Source organism: Sphingomonas sp. Sph1(2015) (assembly GCF_001970915.1).
GTDB lineage: Bacteria > Pseudomonadota > Alphaproteobacteria > Sphingomonadales > Sphingomonadaceae > Sphingomonas > Sphingomonas parapaucimobilis.
Genome location: NZ_MQUI01000013.1, coordinates 1 through 20,136, shown reverse-complemented (window position 1 = coordinate 20,136; position 20,136 = coordinate 1). Strand labels below are relative to the sequence as shown.

The 20,136-nt window shown below is 66.8% G+C and carries 18 protein-coding genes; 5 read left to right on the top strand and 13 right to left on the bottom strand.

What is annotated here, in order from left to right; genetic code table 11:
• Nucleotides 1-120 precede the first annotated feature (120 nt).
• The 8 genes from BSZ14_RS07520 to BSZ14_RS07485 form a co-directional block, all read right to left on the bottom strand.
• A complete protein-coding gene (locus BSZ14_RS07520; RefSeq protein WP_241823681.1) occupies nucleotides 121-1,395 on the bottom strand; it encodes a type II toxin-antitoxin system HipA family toxin in 1,275 nt (424 codons plus the stop codon).
• Between the two features lie 25 nt (nucleotides 1,396-1,420).
• Complete coding sequence (locus BSZ14_RS07515) at nucleotides 1,421-1,861, bottom strand: helix-turn-helix transcriptional regulator (RefSeq protein WP_158069190.1); 441 nt, start codon at nucleotides 1,859-1,861, stop codon at nucleotides 1,421-1,423.
• A gap of 180 nt (nucleotides 1,862-2,041) precedes the next feature.
• The gene (locus tag BSZ14_RS07510; protein WP_076710443.1) at nucleotides 2,042-4,402 is read right to left on the bottom strand and encodes a conjugal transfer protein TrbE; all 2,361 of its coding nucleotides are present in this window, start codon (nucleotides 4,400-4,402) and stop codon (nucleotides 2,042-2,044) included.
• A gap of 10 nt (nucleotides 4,403-4,412) precedes the next feature.
• Entirely contained in the window at nucleotides 4,413-4,697 is a 285-nt protein-coding gene (locus BSZ14_RS07505; RefSeq protein ID WP_076710442.1) for a VirB3 family type IV secretion system protein, read from the bottom strand.
• The gene (locus BSZ14_RS07500; RefSeq protein ID WP_076710441.1) at nucleotides 4,694-5,035 is read right to left on the bottom strand and encodes a TrbC/VirB2 family protein; all 342 of its coding nucleotides are present in this window, start codon (nucleotides 5,033-5,035) and stop codon (nucleotides 4,694-4,696) included. The genes BSZ14_RS07505 and BSZ14_RS07500 overlap by 4 nt, the downstream gene beginning before the upstream one ends.
• Nucleotides 5,032-6,036: a P-type conjugative transfer ATPase TrbB gene (gene trbB / locus BSZ14_RS07495; protein WP_083748160.1), complete on the bottom strand. Its 1,005-nt coding sequence runs from the start codon at nucleotides 6,034-6,036 to the stop codon at nucleotides 5,032-5,034. Before trbB ends, BSZ14_RS07500 begins: the two co-directional genes overlap by 4 nt.
• On the bottom strand, nucleotides 6,033-6,476 hold the full coding sequence (locus BSZ14_RS07490; RefSeq protein WP_076710440.1) for a CopG family transcriptional regulator: 444 nt from the start codon (nucleotides 6,474-6,476) through the stop codon (nucleotides 6,033-6,035). The genes trbB and BSZ14_RS07490 overlap by 4 nt, the downstream gene beginning before the upstream one ends.
• A 3-nt stretch (nucleotides 6,477-6,479) precedes the next feature.
• Nucleotides 6,480-8,546, bottom strand: a complete 2,067-nt coding sequence (locus BSZ14_RS07485) for a conjugal transfer protein TraG (protein ID WP_076710490.1) — start codon at nucleotides 8,544-8,546, stop codon at nucleotides 6,480-6,482.
• 808 nt (nucleotides 8,547-9,354) lie between these two features.
• Here BSZ14_RS07485 and BSZ14_RS07480 point away from each other — a divergent pair.
• The 4 genes from BSZ14_RS07480 to BSZ14_RS07465 are packed head-to-tail and all read left to right on the top strand — an operon-like array spanning nucleotide 9,355 to nucleotide 15,619.
• Nucleotides 9,355-9,909: an RNA polymerase sigma factor gene (locus BSZ14_RS07480; protein ID WP_076710439.1), complete on the top strand. Its 555-nt coding sequence runs from the start codon at nucleotides 9,355-9,357 to the stop codon at nucleotides 9,907-9,909.
• Nucleotides 9,902-10,900 (top strand): FecR family protein, encoded by a 999-nt coding sequence (locus BSZ14_RS07475; RefSeq protein WP_076710438.1) that lies wholly within the window; start codon nucleotides 9,902-9,904, stop codon nucleotides 10,898-10,900. The genes BSZ14_RS07480 and BSZ14_RS07475 overlap by 8 nt, the downstream gene beginning before the upstream one ends.
• Before the next feature lie 58 nt (nucleotides 10,901-10,958).
• Nucleotides 10,959-13,517, top strand: coding sequence for a TonB-dependent receptor (locus tag BSZ14_RS07470; RefSeq protein ID WP_076710437.1), 2,559 nt, complete (start codon nucleotides 10,959-10,961; stop codon nucleotides 13,515-13,517).
• A gap of 5 nt (nucleotides 13,518-13,522) precedes the next feature.
• Nucleotides 13,523-15,619: an Atxe2 family lasso peptide isopeptidase gene (locus tag BSZ14_RS07465; protein ID WP_076710436.1), complete on the top strand. Its 2,097-nt coding sequence runs from the start codon at nucleotides 13,523-13,525 to the stop codon at nucleotides 15,617-15,619.
• Here BSZ14_RS07465 and BSZ14_RS07460 read toward each other — a convergent pair.
• The 3 genes from BSZ14_RS07460 to BSZ14_RS19280 all read right to left on the bottom strand — a co-directional run bounded on the left by BSZ14_RS07460 (nucleotide 15,608) and on the right by BSZ14_RS19280 (nucleotide 18,147).
• Complete coding sequence (locus BSZ14_RS07460) at nucleotides 15,608-17,335, bottom strand: asparagine synthase-related protein (RefSeq protein ID WP_083748158.1); 1,728 nt, start codon at nucleotides 17,333-17,335, stop codon at nucleotides 15,608-15,610. The genes BSZ14_RS07465 and BSZ14_RS07460 overlap by 12 nt on opposite strands.
• Nucleotides 17,332-17,922, bottom strand: a complete 591-nt coding sequence (locus BSZ14_RS07455; protein WP_158069189.1) for a lasso peptide biosynthesis B2 protein — start codon at nucleotides 17,920-17,922, stop codon at nucleotides 17,332-17,334. The genes BSZ14_RS07460 and BSZ14_RS07455 overlap by 4 nt, the downstream gene beginning before the upstream one ends.
• A gap of 93 nt (nucleotides 17,923-18,015) precedes the next feature.
• Nucleotides 18,016-18,147: a benenodin family lasso peptide gene (locus BSZ14_RS19280; RefSeq protein ID WP_139330363.1), complete on the bottom strand. Its 132-nt coding sequence runs from the start codon at nucleotides 18,145-18,147 to the stop codon at nucleotides 18,016-18,018.
• Between the two features lie 764 nt (nucleotides 18,148-18,911).
• Between BSZ14_RS19280 and BSZ14_RS07450 the strand changes: the two genes are divergently transcribed.
• Complete coding sequence (locus BSZ14_RS07450) at nucleotides 18,912-19,568, top strand: LssY C-terminal domain-containing protein (protein WP_158069188.1); 657 nt, start codon at nucleotides 18,912-18,914, stop codon at nucleotides 19,566-19,568.
• Nucleotides 19,569-19,612: 44 nt separating this feature from the next.
• Here BSZ14_RS07450 and BSZ14_RS19615 read toward each other — a convergent pair whose 3' ends face one another.
• Both BSZ14_RS19615 and BSZ14_RS07440 read right to left on the bottom strand, forming a co-directional pair.
• Entirely contained in the window at nucleotides 19,613-19,984 is a 372-nt protein-coding gene (locus tag BSZ14_RS19615; protein ID WP_206744332.1) for a universal stress protein, read from the bottom strand.
• A 35-nt stretch (nucleotides 19,985-20,019) separates the two neighbouring features.
• A partial coding sequence (locus tag BSZ14_RS07440; RefSeq protein ID WP_139330359.1) for a transposase domain-containing protein occupies nucleotides 20,020-20,136 on the bottom strand: 117 nt, incomplete at its 5' end.

Below are 20,136 nucleotides of genomic sequence, written 5' to 3'. Positions count from 1 at the left end.
AGGTCATGCTGACTGCCCTTGCCGCCGCCGCAGTCTTGCAGACGACGGCTCCGTGCTCACGTCCTTCTCGTCTTCGTTGCAGTTCAGCCGAGCGGCAGCAGGCGACCAATCGCGATCGGTTCAGACTTGGCCGCGGATCGTGGCGGCGCGCTCGGCGAGTACGGCCGCCGGACCTTCAAGTTCGTAGAAGGCAAAGGGATTGAGGAATTGCCGTCCCCAGAACAGCGCCCTGTCCACCGGTCCTAGGCTTGCCTCGTCGCACAGCGCGAGCCATTGCGCGCCAATGGTCTCGATCTGCCTGGACACGATCGCGATGGCCTGGTCGGACGTCATATGGAAGTCGCCGGCGGCCGCCAGGCAGGTGGCGATCTGGCTCGAGCGGCGCCGGCCCACAATCAGCATCGCTTGGCTGGCTTCCTCGCCGGCTCGCGCCTGTGGGCAAATGTCGTAGGCGGGCGTCAGGGCGAGCTGCGCCCCATCCCAGAACGCGGCGTGGTTGCGCGCATGATCGTCGACATTGCCGACCAGGATGTTGAACGTCAGCCGCGCGAACAGCTCGTGCAGGGTCGCGGTCGGATCGATGAAGCGGAAGCGTATCTTCTCGGCAAGGTCCTGATAGCTCGCATAGCGCGCCTGCATCTCGTCGAGCTCGAGGATGGTGAGCGCCGATACCATCGCCCGGCGGTGCCAATCATTCCCGGTCGGGACGCGATCGAACCGCTCGACCAGAAGCACATCCTTGCCCGCAACATGGATCAGCCGGACCGGCGCGACCGACAGCCCAGCGAGTGTGGCCAGACGCATCGCGATATATTCACCCTTCACGACCGAATAGGTGTCGCCGCTGCTGGAGAATTTGGCGACATATTTCTGCGCCCCATCCGTGAGCAGCGCCTTGGGACGGGCACCGCCGATCGAACTGCCATGATGGAGGGCCTGGTCGAGCTCCAGCGTGAGCGGCAGGTTCTTCTCGACCTTCTCCGCAGACGCGAGCAGTTCCTCGACGGTCGCGTGCCTGCCGCCGCGTGGAGCATAGACGGTCGCAGACATCTGGAAATCCAGTGCGCCGATCCGGTCCGATCCGGATTCGAGCAGGAAGACCAGTTCGTCCAGCTCGATCCCATCAAGGCCGTCGCCCTTGATCCCGAAGGTCCTGTTGAGAATGACACGCCGTCCCCACGCGTCAGGGGCGCCGTCGCGGATCGCGCTCGCCATCGCGAGTGTGCCGTGGGGCGCGATGGGTTCGCCCACGAGCGGGAGTTCCGGCATATAGAGCGGGATGGCGTCGGCCCGCTCGCGATACGAACGGCCATAGATGAACTGAATGCGCTCGCCATCGGATACCAGCCGGCCGGCAACGACCGGCTTCGTGGCTCCGGGCAGCCAGGTCCACACAAAGGCCTCGCGCGGATGGGGCAGCCTAGAAGTCATCGCTGATGCTCAACGGCTTCGGCCGCACGCGGCGAGGCAGCAGTGCGAGGCGCTTGCCCGCTTCGTCGAGCCGCATCGACACCCCCTGCGCATCCTCTTCGAACAGCGGAATGCCGAGGATGGCACACGCCTCGAAGGCAAGTCCCAGCTCGACTTTCGGGTCACCGTTTTCCAGCCGATGCAAGGTGCTGCGGTCGACGCCGAGCCGGTCCGCCATGTCTTGCGCAGTCATCCTGCGCGCCTTGCGTTCAAGCTGCACCAGCATGCCCAGGAGCTCTACCGCTGCCATCGTATAGCGCGCATAACTGCGCTTCTTTGAAGCAGGCATCCGTGGCACCCAACCAGCATCAAGCGGCTTTACGCCGGATGCATCCAGCACATGCATCCTCGAATGCAAGTTGTCAACGGACACGCTGTATGCATCAATCATTAACGCCGTTATTGGTGCACACATCCCCCAAAACATTCTGTCGTTGACTGCTCGTCCGTTACCGACAGGTAGGTCCAGGGCGATCGATTTTTGCAATTATCGCGCATCTGAGAAGCACCATAATTTCGGACCGAGGCAGCCGGGCTGTGACCGCAGCCGGCGTCGCGTGATCTTGCATCGCTAGAGTGATGCTCCGGCAAGTTCCGGCTGAGGGGCATTCACCATGAGGTCGGCCGCCCAACCAAGACCGGCATCGCGCACGAAGGCTTCGGCGAAGCCGTCGCGGCCATGTTCGGCGAGCACGGCATTGATCCGCTTCTGCGTCGCCGGGGCCGACGCGCCACACAGCGCCAGCGCGATCGGGCCAAGCCCCAGTTCGAACAGCCGGTTCCCGCGGGCCGACTGGAGGTAGTAATGGCGCTTCGGCGTCGCCCGCGCGATCAGCTCGACCTGCCGGTCGTTGAGGCCGAAGCGCGCGTAGATGTCATGGCCCTGCGGTTCGACCGCCCGGTCATTGGGCAGCAGGATTCGCTGCGGGCAGCTTTCGATGATCGCGGGCGCGATTCCCGAACCAGCGATGTCGGCGAGGCTCTGCGTTGCGAAGACGACCGCGACATTCTTCTTGCGCAGCACCTTCAGCCATTCGCGGATGCGCGCGGCGAAGAGCGGATGGTCGAGGAAGATCCACGCCTCGTCGAGGACCAGCAGCGTCGGACGGCCGTCGAACCGCGCCTCCAGCCGATGAAAGAGATAGGTTAGCACCGGCGCGACCGTGCCGGCCTGTCCCATCAGCGCCTCGGTCTCGAAGCATTGGACATCGGCAAGGTCGAGCTGCTGCTCGGCCGCGTCGAGCAATCGGCCGTGCGGTCCCTCGAGCGTGTAGGGCTGGAGCGCGAGGCGCAGCGCGTTGGACTGGAGCAGCAGCGCGAGGCCGGTCATGGTCCGCTCTTCACGCGGGGCGGAGGCAAGGCTTCCGAGCGCGGTCCAGATCGCGTCCTTCACCTCCGGGGTGACCGGCACGCCCTCGTGCGCCAGCAGCGCCGCGATCCATTCGGCAGCCCAGCCCCGCTCGACGGCATCGTCGATATCGGCGAGCGGCTGGAAGGCGAGCGTCGTGCCGTCCGCCTCCGCCGCGCCCAGTGCATGGTGCGCGCCGCCCATCGCCAGCACCGCCGCCCGCGCGCTGTTGCCCTTGTCGAAGATATAGACCTGGGCTTGGCGGTAGCGGCGGAACTGGAGCGCGATCAGGTTCAAGAGCACCGACTTGCCTGCGCCGGTCGGCCCGACCACCATCATGTGCCCGACATCGCCGACATGGGTCGACAAGCGGAACGGCGTCAATCCGGCGGTCTTGGCGACGAGCAGCGGCGGGGCGTCCTGACCCGTGACCGCGGCGAGATGGTCGTTGCCTGCCGGGCCGGCCCAGACCGAGGAAAGCGGCATCAAATGCGCGAGGTTGAGCGTGTGCGCCAGCGGCTGGCGGACATTGGCATAGGCGTGGCCCGGCAAGGACGACAGCCAAGCCTCGACTGCATTCACCGTCTCGCGCTTGGCGGTGAAGCCGAGGCCGTTGACGATCCGCTCGACCGCGCGAACCTTGTCCTCGACTGCTACCCGATTGCGGTCGCTGACCGTGATCGTCGTCGTCAAATAGCCGAAGGCGACATGGTCGCCGCCGAGCACCTGGAGCGCCTGGTCGGCATCGGCGACCTTGTTGTCGGCATCGCTGTCGAGCAACTGCGCCGGGGTGTTGTACATCACCTCGCGCAGCAGTGCAGTGATCGACTTGCGCTTGTTGAACCATTGGCGCCGAAGCGACGTGAGCGTCCTCGTCGCCTGAGTCTTGTCGAGCGCGATGAAGCGCGTGGCCCAGCGATAGCCGAAATCCTGATGATTGAGCGCGTCGAGGATGCCGTCGAGATACATCGGCGTCTCGGGGACGGCGACGGGGTGGCGCCGGTCGGAGATGGTGCCATGGAGGAAAGTCAGCGTCTCGCCGTCGTCGAGCGGGCGCACCGACGCCATGACACCCGACAGCAGGTCGAGCACGCGATCGGTTTCCGCGACGAACGAAGCGAGCGCACTCCGCCAGTCACGCTCCCGGTCGCTGTCGGGGCGCTCGACAAGGCTCCGCCCCGCACGATCGGTCGTATCCGCCGGAGGCAGCCAGGTCAGGGTCAGGTGATAGCGACTCTCGAAATGCGTGCCCGCGGCCTCGAATGCCGCCCGGCGCTCGCGATCGACGAGCCAGCTCGCGGGGTCGGGGAAGTCGCTGTCGGGATAGGCCAGTGCCTCCTGCCGCTCGGCATCGAAGAACAAGGCCCAGCCGCTGCCCAGCCGCTTGAGCGCGTTGTTCGCCCGTGCGCAGGCGCCGACCAGCTCGGCCTCGGTGGCGGATTCAAGGTCGGGGCCGCGGAAGGCGAGCACCCGCAGGAAGCTGCCGTCCTTGTTGAGCACCACGCCGGGAGCGACCAACGCCGCCCAGGGAAGGTGATCGGCGAGCCGCTCGGCACGGTCGCGATATTCGCCGAGGTACATCATGCCCTCTGCCTCAGCATGCGAAATATCCCTTCTGGCGGATGTGACGGAGCAGGACCGGCGCGAAGTCGGGATCGCGGCGCGCCGCCATGACCGCGACGCTGTGGCCGACGGCCCAGAGCAGCACCCCGGCCACCCATTGCTGGAGCCCGAGGCCGACCGCGGCGGCCAGCGTCCCGTTGATGATCGCAAGCCCGCGTGGCGCGCCGCCGAGCAGCAGCGGCGCGCCGAGCGAATGGTGAATCGGCACCTCGAACCCATCGAGGTACCGACCGGTATCGGTCGCCGGGGCACTCATGAGACCAGCGCCCCGCCGCCGAAGCTGAAGAAGGACAGGAAGAAGCTCGACGCTGCGAACGCGATCGACAGGCCGAAGACGATCTGGATGAGGCGCCGGAATCCACCTGCGGTCTCGCCGAACGCCAGCGTCAGCCCCGTGGTGATGATGATGATCACCGCGACGATCTTGGCGACCGGCCCCTGTACGGACTCGAGCACCTGTTGCAGCGGTTCCTCCCACGGCATGCCCGAGCCCGCGGCCTGGACCTGAGTCGCAAAGGTCAGCGTGAGGCCGATCGCGGCGCCGGCGATGAGATTGCGCCGGGTGGACGGGCGCGGGAGGGAAAGATGGGTCATGGTCGGGTCTCCTTCTGGGTGAACGGGGACAGGTCGGCGAGCGTGTAGGCGCCGGTATCGGGGTCGATCCCGGTGACGCGCGCGATGGTCGAGACGCGGCGGTCGACACCGCGCCCGGCGATGAAGACGACGAGGTCGATCGCCTCGGCGATGAGCTGGCGCGGCACGGTTACGACCGCTTCCTGGCAGAGCTGCTCGATCCGGTAGAGCGCGGAGATCGCACTGTTGGCGTGGACCGTCGCGACCCCACCGGGGTGCCCGGTGTTCCAGGCCTTGAGCATGTCGAGCGCCTCGGGGCCGCGGACTTCGCCGACGATGATCCGGTCGGGGCGGAGCCGCATCGTCGAGCGCACGAGCTCTCTCATCGACACCTGCGGCGGGCGCGGGCGCAGCGCCACCATGTCGGGCAGCGGACATTGCAGCTCGCGGGTGTCCTCGATCAGGATGACACGTGCGTCCTGCCCTGAGCGCTCCCCGGCCATCTCGGCGAGGAGCGCGTTGGCGAGCGTCGTCTTGCCCGAGCTGGTACCGCCCGCGACGAGGATGTTGTCGCGCCTTGTGACCGCAGTGCGCAGCGCCTCGGCCTGGATCGCTGACATCAGCCCATCGGCGACATAGTCGTCGAGCGTGTGGAGCCTGGTGGCGGGCTTGCGGATCGCGAAGCACGGCGCCGACGACACCGGCGGGAGCACGCCTTCGAACCGCTCGCCTGCGCGGCCCTCGACATGCGGCGGCAGCTCCGCCGAGATGATCGGGTGCTCGGCATGGACCTCGGCGCGGGCGTGTGAGGCGACCAGTCGGACGATGCGCTCGACCTGGTCGGGCGCCATCCGCACCCCGGTGTCGCTCCGGCCCTCACCGAGCCGGTCGAGCCGTAGCGCACCATCGGGATTGACCATGATCTCGACCACCAGCGGATCGCGCATCGCCGTGGCGATGTCACTCCCCAGCGCTGTAATCAGCATCCGGCGGCGACGCTCCGCGGACAGCAGGGCGCTCATCGGTCGCCTCCCTGCTTGGAAGGAATCGCATCCGCGTTCTGCACCGATCCCCCCAGCGAACGGCGTCCGGTCGAGACCTGTCGCCCGACCTGGGTCACGAAGGCCTCGAAGCGCTTGGCGCCGAGCGCGCGACCGGCGGCATCGTTCTCGGCGAGCGGTGTCTGGATCGACAGCTCGAACCGGATGAACAGCGCTAGCGTCTCGAGGATGACATAGGTGTCCCGGTCGACCCGCCCGATGGCGTGCGTCAGCCGGTCGAGCCGGATCGCAAACCGGTCCTCCAGCTCGGACGCCCCGCGCCGGTTGAGCCAGGCGGTGACCGCATCGACAAGGATTGCCGACTTGGTCGCGCCGGGTTTGGCCGCGAGTGCCTCCAGCCGGTCGGACAGCGGTCTCGGGAGAAAGAATTGATGGCGCACCTTGTCGCTCGTCTTGTCCATCGCTCAAATCCCCAGCTGCAGATCGTCGGGGCGGCCCGAGGCGGCATCGAGGCCATAGACCGTGCGAGCGGTGCCGACCTGCTGGGCAAGGTCCATCGCGCGTCGCTCGGCCGCCTGATCGCCATCGTCATCGCCGAGGCCGAGTGGGTCGGCGATCTCCGGCTCGATCCTGATGGCCGGCTCGACCTCGTGGGTAGGATGCCGGGCCTGTTCGAGACCGGCGTCCTCTGTGTCTTTGCTAGCGTCGGTGCTAACCGCGAGCCGCAGGTCGGCCCCGCATACCCGGCCGGCCCAGTCGTCAGGGCGGGCGGCGGGCACGTCGCGATATCCGCCTGCCTCAAGCGTCGGCGGCGGAAGGACGCGCGCAGTGTAGCGCCGGTCCTCATAGTAGCGCAGCTTCCTAGCCCGGATCGGCGGATGGCCCGAGATCAGCAGGAGCTCCTCGGTCGGCGCGAGCTGCATCACCTCGCCGGGCGTCAACAGGGCGCGTGCGGTCTCCTGCCGGCTAACCATGACATGCGCCAGCCAAGGCGCGAGCCGGTGACCGGCATAGTTGCGCATCGCGCGCTGCTCGGTCGCGGTGCCGAGCGCATCAGATATCCGTTTCGCCGTCCGCTCGTCGTTCGTCGCGAAGGCAATGCGGACATGGCAATTGTCGAGGATGGCGTTGTGCTCGCCATAAGCCTTCTCGATCTGGTTGAGGCTCTGTGCGATCAAGAAGGCGCGCACGCCATAGCCTGCCAGGAAGGCGAGGCTCGTCTCGAAGAAATCGAGTCGCCCGAGCGCCGGGAACTCATCGAGCATCATCAAGAGAGTCCGCCTGCTGCCGGGGCGGCTTCCGGAACCTGCGGCACCGGTTTTGCCGTCTTTGCCAAGGCCATGGAGTTCCTCGGTCAGCCGGCGGCCGATCTGGTTGAGGATCAGCCGCACGAGCGGCTTGGTACGACTGATGTCGGACGGCGGTACGACGAGGTAGAGGGAGACGGGATGCGCTGCCTCCACGAGGTCGACGATCCGCCAGTCCGACGCGGCTGTGACGGCCGCGACGGTTGGATCGCGATAAAGGCTGAGAAACGACATCGCCGTCGACAGCACGCCCGAGCGTTCGTTATCGCTCTTGTTGAGCAGTTCGCGGGCGGCCGAGGCGACGACGGGATGGACGCTGGGCGCATCATCGGTGCCGAGATGGTTGGTCTCCATCATATGGCGCAGCGTCTCAGCGAAGCTGCGCTGCGGATCGGACAGGACGGTCGCGACGCGGGCGAGCGTCTTCTCTTCCTCGGCATAAAGGACGTGCAAGATCGCGCCGACCAGCAGTGCATGGCTGGTCTTTTCCCAATGATTGCGTCGCTCTAGCGCACCTTCCGGGTCAACGAGGATATCGGCGATATTCTGGACATCGCGGACCTCGTTCACGCCGCGCCGCACCTCGAGCAGCGGATTGTAGCGCGCCGAGCGGGCATCGGTTGGATTGAACAGCAGGCAGTGCGAGAAGCGCGCGCGCCAGCCGGCGGTTAGTTGCCAGTTCTCGCCCTTGATGTCGTGGACGATCGTCGAGCCGGTCCAGCTGAGCAGCGTCGGCACGACTAGGCCCACCCCCTTGCCAGAACGGGTCGGTGCGAACGCCATGACATGCTCGGGGCCGTCGTGGCGAAGATCGTCGCCGCCGAACCGGCCGAGGACGACGCCGCGATCACCGAGCAGTCGGGCCGCCGCGACGTCCTTGCGGGCCGCCCAGCGAGCCGAGCCATAGGTCGTGAGGTTGTTCGATTGCCGCGCCCGCCAGATCGATCCAAAGATCGCGGCGCCGCAACCCAGGAAGCCGCCGGCCGCAGCCATCGCACCGGCCTCGTCGAAGATGACCGGCGCATAGGCGTCAAACGAGAACCACCATGGGAAGATCGACCACGGATGGTAGATCGGACGATCGAAGGCGATGAACCAGGGCGGGCCAAGCTGCGGCTGGTAGGCGAGCCGAGCGGCGGCCCATTGGGTCGCGGTCCAGATGCTCGCGACGATGATCGCGAGCACTACGAGGATCTGTCCGATAAGCAACTTGGTCGGTGTCACGAGCGTCTCCAGCCCGGGACCGGACATCCTGTCCTCCGGGCCGCCTCTACGATCTCATTATCGCCGCCCCACGATCAGCCCCTCGCTGGGGCCAGCACGGACGTGTCTGGGGACATTGACGCGGCGCCTGCCGGATCCAGCAAGTGAATAAGCGTGGTCGCGCACGCAAAGTCGAAGCATGGGGCAACGGGCCCGATGGAAGCGATGCAGGCGAGAAGGACCAGCACGAGACCGTCGCCGATGGTGGTCCCATCGGTCCCTGGAAATCCGGCGACCGTTCTCGAATGGCTCCATCCAGTGCTGCCGGGGAGCGAAACACTATTTTGTCGATGCCGACGGTGCATCGCCCCCTTGGTCGACATCGCGAATGGGCGTAAAGTAGTCGCTGCCCATGCCGAGCAGAGCAGCGACCGGGTCGCTGGCGCGTATGTCCAGGCCTCGCGGCTAAAGGCGCCAGCGCATGTTCAAGCATGCCTCAGGGCCCGGTTCGGCGGCACAGCCTTGCCGTCGACGGAGCATGTCCACCGCTTGCCCGCCTTGCATTGGGCATCGGACGCGATAAGCTGGAAGCGTGCGGGCCCCGGTCCGCATCGAGGCTTGAGGACCTTGCCTGGGATATTTTGGCCGGGACGAACGATCGTTCCGGGCTGCTGGCGTAGATGTCCAGGCCGCGCTCGTCGGCTAAAAACGCCCGCGACGTCCCTTGCGCGAGTGACCCGATCGCTGGCCCGGCCGGCTCGCCTCGGCGCTGGAGGCGTCCCATGTCTTCCGGAGAAGCTGCCGCGCGGGCGCGTGTCCGCTGCTCGCCATGAGCAGTGGATCGGCACTCCCTCGCGCACGTCGCACCAACGGCGACGATGCGCTCGTCGAGACGCTGTACGCGGTCGAGGCGCCTCGCCTGGCGCGATCGCGTGCAAGGCGGTCCGATCGCCACGACGCCTTTGACCTCGTCCATGACGCGTTCGTGCGATTGCTTGGCTTGGGGCCAGACCGATTGCGATCCTTGGCTCAGGAGAAACCGGTGGCGTATCTCTGGAGGATCGCAACATCGGTTAGCCTCGACCAGGCCAAGCGCGACCTTCGCCGCGCCTCGGACATGCACGTCCCGCTCGACGGCGTCGAACTCGTTGCGCCCGATGTCGAGCGGCAACTCGAGGCGCGCGACGAATTGCGACGCATCGAGCGCGCCGTCCAGGCGATGCGGCCCCGCACCCGTGCCATTTTTCTCGCGCACCGCGTCGACGGCATGAGCTATGCCGAGATCGCGCAGGCCTGCGGGATTGGCGTGAAAGGGGTCGAGAAGCAGATGAGCCGGGCGATCGCCATTCTCGCCCATGAACTGGACCATGCCGACAATGGCTGACGATCGACGGCTGCAGCGCGAGGCCGCGGCATGGCTCGCGCGTCTCCAGGCGCCCGATGGCGAACGCGATCGCGCCCGCTTCGAGGCATGGCGCAACGCGGACCCCGCGCATGCCGCCGCCTTCGCCCGGGTCGAACGGCACTGGCAGGACAGCACCATCATGACGCGGAGCAGCCTGCGCTACGACGCACCGCTGACAAGGCCCTGGTGGCATGTCGGTGCTTCCACGCCCGGCCGCCTCGCCTTCGGCTGCGCCGCCGCCATGGCCCTTGTCGTCGGGGCATGGAGCGTTTCGGAGGCGCCGCGCGTCGCCGAGCCGGAGCGCGTCGCCAGCGCCGTCGGCCAGCGTCGTACCATCCGCCTTCCCGATGGGTCGCGCGTCACGCTCGATACCGACAGCACGCTGGCAATCCATTACGCGCCGGAGGCGCGACAACTCGTGCTCGAGCAGGGCCGCGCGCGGTTTACCGTGGCCCATGACCAGCGTCGCCCGTTCACCGTGACGGCAGGTGCGATGACCGTCGTTGCACACGGCACGATCTTCGATGTCGACATGCGACCAAGCGGGGCGGGCGTGACGCTGATCCAGGGCATCGTCGAGGTCACCGCCCGATCGGCAAAGTCGCCGGAGCAACGCATCCGCCTGACGGCCGGCAAGCAGGTCACCGCCACGGCGGACATGACGCATCTCTCGGCGCCCAGGACGATACCTGCGGGCACGACAGCCTGGACGAGCGGGATGCTCGGCTTCGACGCTGCGCCGCTCGACCGGGTCGTGGCCGAAGCGAACAGCTATACGGCAACCAGGCTGGTCCTCGCCGATCCCTCGCTCGCCCAGCTGCGGGTCACCGGGGCATTCCCGGCCGACAAGCCCGAGGAGCTGGCTGCCAGCCTTGCCCGCATGTTCGGCCTGCGCGTCGAGACGCGAGCGGATGGCGCCATCCTGCTCCAGCCGGCCGCCGGCTCATCGCGTGCAACGCAAGGGGGGTAGATCGATCGCGTGTCGTTGAACCCGGTGGAGCGGCGATCATGCCGCAGGGGGAACGACGATGAATCGCTTCTATCTCGGGGGTGCCGGCCTTGCCTGCCTGGCCGTTGTTGCACCGGCCAATGGCCAGGCACGCGACGAACACGCCTACGACCTGCCGGCCCAGCCGCTGGGATCGGCGCTCATGGCGATCGCCCGGACGACGGGGCAGGCCGTCATGGTCGATGCGGCCCTCGTCGCCGGACGCCGCGCGCCACCGCTCAAGGGGCGGTTCGATGCCGCGAGCGCGCTGGCACGCGTGCTCGCCGGGTCGGGCCTGCGGGCCGAGCCGATCAACCAGGGATTCGTGGTTCGGCCGAACGGCACGCCGCAGGTCCGGGTCGAGGCGGAACAGTCCCCGGACACGGACATCGTGGTCACAGGGAGCCGCATTCGCGGCGCCCCGGTCGCCTCGACGCTGATCGTCCGCACCGCCGACACGATCCGCAACGAAGGTCAGGCGACGCTTGCCGACGTCATCCGGACCATCCCGCAGAATTTCGGGGGCGGCCAGAACCCCGGCATCGGCGCCAATGTGCCCGCGGCAAGCGGCGTCAATGTCGGGAGCGGATCGTCGCTCAACCTGCGCGGCCTCGGTAGCGACGCGACATTGACGCTGCTCAATGGCCGGCGGCTCGCCTACAGTGCCTCGCGCCAGAGCGTCGATGTCTCCGCGATCCCGGTGAATGCGGTCGAGCGGATTGAGATCGTCGCGGACGGCGCCTCCGCGCTGTACGGATCGGACGCGATCGCCGGCGTCGCCAACATCCGGCTGCGGCGCGACGCTGAGGGGCTGACCACGAGCGCGCGCCTCGGCGCCTCCACCGATGGCGGCAATGTCGAGCAGGTCTACGGCGTCGTTGCGGGAAAGCGATGGTCGGGCGGCGGCATGCTGCTCGCCTATGAGTTCGGGCACAGCACCGCCATCCGCGCCGCCGACCGCGACTATGCGCGCGACCGGGTGCCCGGGCTCGATCTCTACCCATCGCTCCGGCGGCACAGCGTGGTGTTGAGTGGCCATCAAGGGCTCGCCGACACTGTCGAGCTGTCGCTCGACCTGCTCTACAACAATCGCCGCAGCTTCTCCCAGTTTCCGTTGAGCACCGCCGGGGTGACGCCATTTCGACACGCCGAGCAGCCTGCCGAGAGCGACTCGGCCGCGATCGCGCCGGCGCTGCGCTGGTCTCCCGGCGCGTGGCGCTTCGAACTCGCGGGGAGCGCAGGCCGGGACCGGGTCCATTATGCGACCAACCAGTTCACTGGCACCCAGCTGACCAGCCGGACATTCGGCTGCTATTGCAATGATGCCCATAGCGTCGAGCTCGCGGCCGACGGTCCGCTCTTCGCCTTGCCCGGCGGTCCCGCCAAGATCGCGCTGGGCGTCGGCTATCGTGACAACCGGCTGGTCAGCCAGCGCGGCGACAACAGCGCGCAGGACGTCGATGCGCACCAGGACAGCCGCTACGCCTATGCCGAAGCCAGCCTGCCGATCGTCGGACCGGCCCAGGCGATCCCGGCCGTCCATCGCCTCGATGCCAGCCTGGCCCTTCGCCATGAAGACTATCCCGGCATTGATGCAGTCACAACGCCCAAGCTCGGCCTGGTCTACGCACCGACGCCCGACGTCTCGTTGAAGGCGAGCTGGGGCCGGTCCTTCCGCGCGCCGACGCTCCTCCAGCGCTACCAGCCACTGGTGGTCGCCGTCCTTCCAGCCACCGTATTCGGCGGGACCGGCCTGCCATCGGGGGCCACGGCCCTGCTCTTGTCCGGGGGACGCGATTCACTGCAGCCCGAGCGTGCCCGCAGCTGGTCGACGACTCTGGCATTGCATCCCCGCGCGGTGGACGGGCTAAGCATCGAGATCAGTTATTTCGAGACGCTCTATCGGGATCGCATCGTGGCACCGGTCACCTTCATCGCCCGTGCGCTCGCCGATCCCGCCTATGCCGACCAGGTACTGCGCTCCCCCAGCCTTGCGACCCTCGAAAGCCTGCGTCTCGGGGCGGGGCAGTTCCTCAACGCCACCGGTCGCACCTATGACCCTACGAGCGTGGTCGCGGTCATCGACAACGCCAACCGCAATGCCGGGCGGCAGCGCGTGAAGGGTCTCGACATGCTGGCCCGCCTCGATCGCAGTCTCGGCGCCGGGCAGATCAACGCCACGCTTTCCGGCGCCTATCTGCAAAGCGACCAGCAACTGACGCCGGCACAACCCATCGTCGATCTGGCCGGCACGATCTTCAATCCTCCCCATTTTCGGGGACGAGCCACCCTCGGCTGGACCCAGAGCGGCTTGACTCTCACCGGCGCGGTGAGCCGGATTGGCGGGGTCGAGGACCGACGGACCTCGCCGGCACGCCGTGTCGGGGGCATGACGCAGGCCGACCTCACGCTTCGCTATCGCACCGGCCCAGGACCGGCATGGTGGCACAGTGTCGACCTTGCCGTGACCGCCCAGAACATCCTGAATGCCAAGCCCAGTCCGATCGCGACGACCCTGCCGTACGACACGCCCTATGATTCGACCAACTATTCGCCCTTCGGGCGGGTCCTCGCGATTTCGGCGACCAAGTCGTGGTGAGCGTTATGCTGCTGGCCGCTGGCCTCGCTGTCGCCGGTATCGATGCCGCGCCCCCGCCATGCCCCGGCATCATGCCGGCATTCACCCCGGCCGCCGCAGCGGGACGACCGGTCTCGCTCGACGATCTCCTGGCCTTGCGGGACATCGGCCAGCCCGACCCCTCGGTCGGTGGACCGAGCCCGCTCGCCGTCTCGCCCGATGGTCGCCGGATCGCGTTCGTCATCTCGCGCGCCGACCCCGTGGCCAATCGCGTCTGCCAGGCCTTGGTTGTGCTCGGCCTGGAACCGTGGGCTCAACCACGAATCGTCGATGAAGGCGGCGAGGCGATACGCGCGGAAAATGTCGTGCGCGGGTCGCGGACCGGCAGCGGCCTTCCTGCGACCATCGTCCCGGCATGGTCGCCCGACGGACGCTACCTGGCCTATCTCAAGCGTGTCGGCGGCCGGACACAGGCCTGGCGCGTCTCGGTCGACGACGGCACCGCCGTGCGGATCACCGACGCGCCGATCGATGTCGAGGCCGTCGGGTGGAGCGAGGACGGAACGAGGCTCGTCTTTGCGACGCGGCCCGAGCGAACGACCTTTGCCGACGCGGTACGCGCCGAGGGCCGCGCCGGGTTCGTGTTCGACCATCGCGTCATCCCGCCCAACGGCTTTGCGCCACAGCTGCCGGGCGATCTCGAGCGAGTGGTTTGGTCGGTACCCCGCAATGGCGGACCCGCTGCGCTTGCAGGCCGCCAGGACATCGTCCGCCTGGGTAGCGAACCGGTATTGAGCGAGCCCTCTCCTTTGAATGCCGTGACATCGGACGGGCGGAAGGCGGGCGCCGAGGTGGACGGTCCGTCCCCCTTTGCCGGCCGCCGGATCTGGGCCGACGGGAACGGCGGCCGGCTGGCCTGTATCGCCTCCGAATGCCATGGCTCGATCCGCGGGATGTGGTGGGGCCCCGATGGCCGCAGCCTTCTCTTCCTCCGCTATGAGGGCCCGAACAACGAGCGTACGTCGCTCTTTCGCTGGACGCCGGGCGAGGCTGCGGTCCGTCGCCTGCTGGTCACCGAGGATGCGCTGGTCGGCTGCACCATGGCGGCCAGGGAACTACTATGCCTGCGCGAGGCATCTTTGGCACCACGCCGCATCGTCGCGATCGACTTGGCCAGCGGTGCCGCACGAACAGTGTTTGACCCCAACCCTGAGTTCACGTCGCTGGCCAAGCCCCATGTCGAGCGCCTGCGCTGGACGAACCCTGCGGGTCTGCCCGCCTGGGGCGATCTCGTCCTGCCCGCAGGACAACCGCCCGCCAAGGGCTGGCCGCTGGTCATCGTCCAGTACACCAGCCGCGGCTTCCTGCGCGGCGGCACGGGCGACGAATATCCGATCCTGCCACTGGCCGCGAACGGGATCGCGGTGCTGAGCTTCCAGCGTCCACCGCTCGTCGTGCAGGCCCAGCCCAACCTCTCGAGCACCGAGGCCGTTGCGGCGGTGTTGCGCAACTGGGACGAGCGGCGCAGCACCCATGCTTCGCTCGAAGCGGGATTGGCGAAGCTTGCCGCGCGCGGCGACATCGACCGCGACCGGATGGGCATCACCGGGCTGAGCGACGGCTCGACCACGGCGCGCTATGCCCTGGTCGCCGGCATGCCGTTCCGCGCCGCGTCGCTCAGCACCTGCTGCCGCTACCTGCGAAGCGACCTCATTTACGGGGGCACTGTCCTTGCCGACGAGATGCGTGCGATGGGCTTTCCCAAGGTCACCGCCGACGATCCCGCATTTTGGGCGCCAATATCCTTGCCCCAGGCGGCTCCTCGGCTGCGCACGCCAATCCTCTTCCAGCTGGCCGACGAGGAAGGGCTGTTCGCGCTCGAGACATTCGCGGCCCTGCGCGAGAACGACGTCCCCGTCGAACTGCGCATTTTTCCCGACGAGCATCACATCAAATGGCAGCCGGCGCACCGGGCCGCAGTCTATGCTCGCAATCTCGACTGGTTCCGCTTCTGGCTCCGGGGCGAGGAGGATCCCGATCCCGCCAAGCGCGAACAGTATCGGCGGTGGCGGGACTGGCGCGACCATTCCGCCGTGACCCGCCCCCCGGCATCAGCTCCATGACCGCGCCCAGGCCTCGGCGTCGGCGAGTTGTAACAGGCGGGCAAAGCGCAAGTCGCGGGCAGGTCCCGGCGCCAGAGCAGCCTCCACCGCCGCCCGGTCGATGACGCCATGGACGGCCAGGCATCCGTCGAGCAGGAAAGGCCGCAACAGGTCAGCCTCCCGCTCGACCAGTCGCGCGAGGAAGCCGGTCGGCGTGCCCTTGGATCGCCGCCCCACCACCGAAGAGGGCAGGCGGGCTGCATAGGCTTGTCGGACGGGCACACGATTGCGTCCCTCTTCGAACCACATCCAGCTCGGCACCTGTAGCGCGGCCTCTGCCACGGGCTGCGAGACGAGGGGCGACAGGAGCGCCGGGTGTCGGTCCGGATCGAGACCATCCGCGACCGCCATGGCGGCAAGGAGCAGGTCGACCTGGGCTGCCTTGCCCGGCGGCGTGCCTCGCGGCACCTCGAGCCATGGATGGGAAGGATCAACGCCATCGATCACCCCGGGATCGAGGAGACTTTGGTCGACCGGCCAGCGATAGGCCGCACGACGCGTCACCAGGCGCATGCCGGCGCGTGCCAGGACAGCCGCAAGGCTGACCTGGGCCATCCGTGCGATCGAGACCGCTGTTGCGATTGGCCGTGACTCCCTGGCCATTCCGAGCAGGGCATCGACCACCGGGGCGACGCTTTGCAGCGAGCAGAACATGTTGTCGCCACCACCGCCATCGATGACCAGCGACGAACCGGTTTCTCTCGCCAGGTCGTCGGCAGCCGCAAATGTCGCTTGGCGGAACTGCGCACCGGTCGGTCGCGGCAAGCCACGCGCGAGGGGACGCGTGAGATCGACTTGACGAGGATCGCGAACGACCTCGACCAACGGGACGTCCAGATGGTGCGCCACGGCCCGGGCATGATCGCGTTCGTCGCCCTGTGCGTCTGCGACCACCATTGTCAGGCACGTGAAGCGGCGCCCAGTAGACGCCAGCGCCGCCGCCACGACCGAAGAATCCAGTCCGCCGGACAGGAGCAGGATCGCCGGCACGTCGACCGGGAGGCGTGATACGACTGCTATGTCGATCGCCCGGGCCAATGCTTCCGCCGCCGCATCGCCAGTATCGAAAGCCTGCGACCGGTGGGCCCATGACCAGGGAGACCAGTGCCGCTCGAGATGAATGCCGCGGTCGGAGACCTCGATTGCCTGCCCGCCGCCAAGTTCCTCGACGCCGCGCAGGCAGGTGCGCCCATTGCGCAAGTCGGTGGCCGCGAGGAAATGGCCCAGGGCATGCCAGTCGACAGCCGGAGCCAAACCGCCGAATGCGCTCAATAGCCTGACTGAAGAGGCCAGAACGACATGGTCGGGCGCCTCCTGCCAATAGCATGGCAGGCTGCCGAACGGCGCGCGCAAGGCGTAGCGGCCGTCACGCGAGGTGCCGACGGCAACATAATCGCCCCAATGGTCACGCGTCAGTTCACTTGCCGCGCTTATGGTCCCAGACGAAGCGCGAAGCGTCGCTTCCGTCAGCGACGTGGTTTCTCCGCGCCGGAAGACCGATCCGACGATACAGCCTTCCGGCGTGGCAATCGCATGCGACGCTGCGATCATCATCCGATCGTCGATGTGCCATACCCCAAGGCCAGCCCGGCCGGCTGCCTCGGAAAAGCGGGCTTGCTCCCCTCCACCGAAGGGCTGGGACTTGGCCAACCATGCCGCGAATGCCGGCCGGATCATATTACGAGGATCGGCGTGAACGCGTGCACGACATGCAACTCGTCGTTGAGCACTTCGGTGTCGCGCTGGACCCAGGCATGCGCCGCGAACGGGGCCAACTGCACGCCGAAGACAAGCCGGGCATCGGCAGAAGCACATCGCCGGGCCAGCGCCAGCGACAGGGGAAGACAGTGCCCCGTGGGGCTGACCAGCAGGCGCAGTCGCGCAAAGGCGCCCGCATGGCGATCGACATCGCGGGCAGTTCCGGCCTGCTGCTCTTGCCGACGCTGAAGTCGTGCAAGTTCACATCCCAGGCCGCGCCTGCGTATGCGCCAAGTGCTCGCCGCGAAGCACAGTCCGGCAATCATCGTCGAGGACCTGGGCGTGGTGTCGATTACCTCAAGGCGACTGGTCCGCGCGCGCGGGAGTTGGCAAGGCACGAGAGGTTCGCCCTTGGTGCTGTCAAGTAGTCCGGCCCGGACGAGCGCGAGGAGCGGTGCCGCCTCATCGCCTGCAAGTTCTGCACCGGCGCATAGCCGGTTGAGGGCTTGGCTCATTACGGCTGGAAGCATCCAGTAGCGGTCCGAGCGGGCATCGAGGAAGATCACGCTCTCGCCGATTGAGCAGAAGCCGACAAGCGGGGGTAGGAAGAACCTCATCGCGAAGCGGCGGGGTGTTCCCGGGAGCACCCCGCCACCCTTTCAGTCGTCGGCCAAGCCGGCGCCGAGGAACCCCTGGACCTCGTCGATCGGGGTGCCGGCCGGCCCCTGAGTCAGGGTACGGGCATCGCCCAGGTCGACCAGCGTCGGTGCCTTGTCGTTATCGCGTTCCATGACGTTCTCCTTGGTATGCCGCGATCATTCGCGACCTCGGGAGAATGTGCCGGCCGGTTGGATATACGAACTTTATACGGAGTTGATATTTCGAATGTCAGCAATTTGATCGCCCGCAACTAGCTCGTGAAGATTGCGGTTCACGGCATGTACGATTGCCTTAGTTTGATTTCGGCCAATTTTGTGTCGCGACGGGGGCCGCTATTGCCCTCCCCGCATCTTCCCATTTTGCCATATCAATCGTTCGTTTCAGAAAATGCATTTGGGAGCATATCTTTGAAGGAGCGAGCCAATTGGTTGGCAGGCAAAGCGTGTTCCGGTCAAGGCCGGCTCCGGGCCTTCCTTTTGAAGAGTGGCCAACCGAACGCTGTCGACCACTTTTTGCCGTTCCGGTCAGGTCGCGGGTACGACCGCTATCGCTGGAAAGCCGTCAATATCGACCAAGCGACCAGCATCGCCCGGCTAAAAGCCGTTCGTCTCACGCTCCTCCGCCGCGATACTGGCTGCTGGGGCACACCATTTGGCAGTCCCATTCCCCCCTCTCTTGAAGACAGTTGCGGGAACAAATTTTTGAGAAAATTTCCCTCTTATAGGCGCGGGAAAGACTGCTGTGCTCGTCCGATGCCCTTCCGGTTGAAGGTTCCTTACTGGGAAAAGGTGGCGGCTGCAGATACATGATTTGCGAGGATAAGTAGGTTGGGATCAATTTTTGGGGGGATCGATTGCGTCTGAAGCCTTGGCACTGGTGGTCGATCGCGCTGGCCATGATCATTTATATTCCGCTTGCATGGTTCATATTGGCCTACGCTGGCCTGCCACGCCTTTGGAGTCACCACGAGCACAAGCTCATCGGCCAGAACGACGCGATCACGTCCTATACCGCGCAGGATATTCCCGGCGATCCGATCAACCTGCGTATCCGGGGCCGCAAGGATGCGATCGTGGCAGCCTATCGACATGCCGGCTGGTCATTGGCGGATCCGGTTTCGCTGCGAACGGGCGCTCGCATCGGGTTGAGTGTCATCGCCGGACGCCCCTACCCGAATGCGCCGGTGAGCCCCCTGTTCGTGCAGGATCGGATGCAGGATTTCGCGTTCGAACGTGACGAGGGCGCCAGCGCCGATCGCCGCCACCATGTCCGCTTCTGGCAGATCGGCACCGACGACTGGCTCGCTGCAGCGACGTTTGATCGCGGCGTTGGACTGAGCCTCTTCACCTTGCAGATCACACATCATATCGGTCCCGACATCGATACCGAACGCGCCTTGTCGTCAGCTCTCCTTCAGGCTTGCGGCGCAGTCCCACAGCCACCGCAGTCCATGCGGCTACCGCCCGGGACATGGCACCGCAATGGCGGCGGGGACCGATATCACACAGACGGCTCTATCGCCGTACTGAGCCTAAACCGGCCGACCTGCTGACGAACGGTTATCGCTGACGCAGAACGATAGCTCCCGCTGCTCGACTAATGTGCGAGAAACAATGGCAAGTCGGCGGCTGACAGCAGGTGTCGTGTCGTGCCGCCCAGCGCCCATTCGATCAAGGCATTGTGACGATAGGCTCCGGCAACGAGTGCGTTCGCCCCGACGGCATGTGCCTCGGCCACGATCTGGGCGCCCAGTCCACGATCATCACCCGCGACGGCATGGACCCCGACGCGGATGCCGCCGCGACCAAGATCGTCCACCAACTTGCGCGCTGCATCCTCGCCCTTGTCGATCAACAGGATCGTGACGCGCTCGGCTGCAGCGAGCCAGGGCATTGCGTTGGCAACGACCTTGGCGGACGCCTCGCTACCGCTCCAGGCGATGGCGATATGCGACAACCGGGTTGCCACGACTTGCGAGGGAGCCAACAGAACCGTAAGCGCTGTTAACGCACCACGCGGGCGGCGTATGCCCATGGCATGAGGTCGCCGAGTGCATTGATGCGGTGGCCGCCCGCAAGGCGCTTGAGAGTGTCGGTCAGCCAGGCCTGTGGGTCGACGCG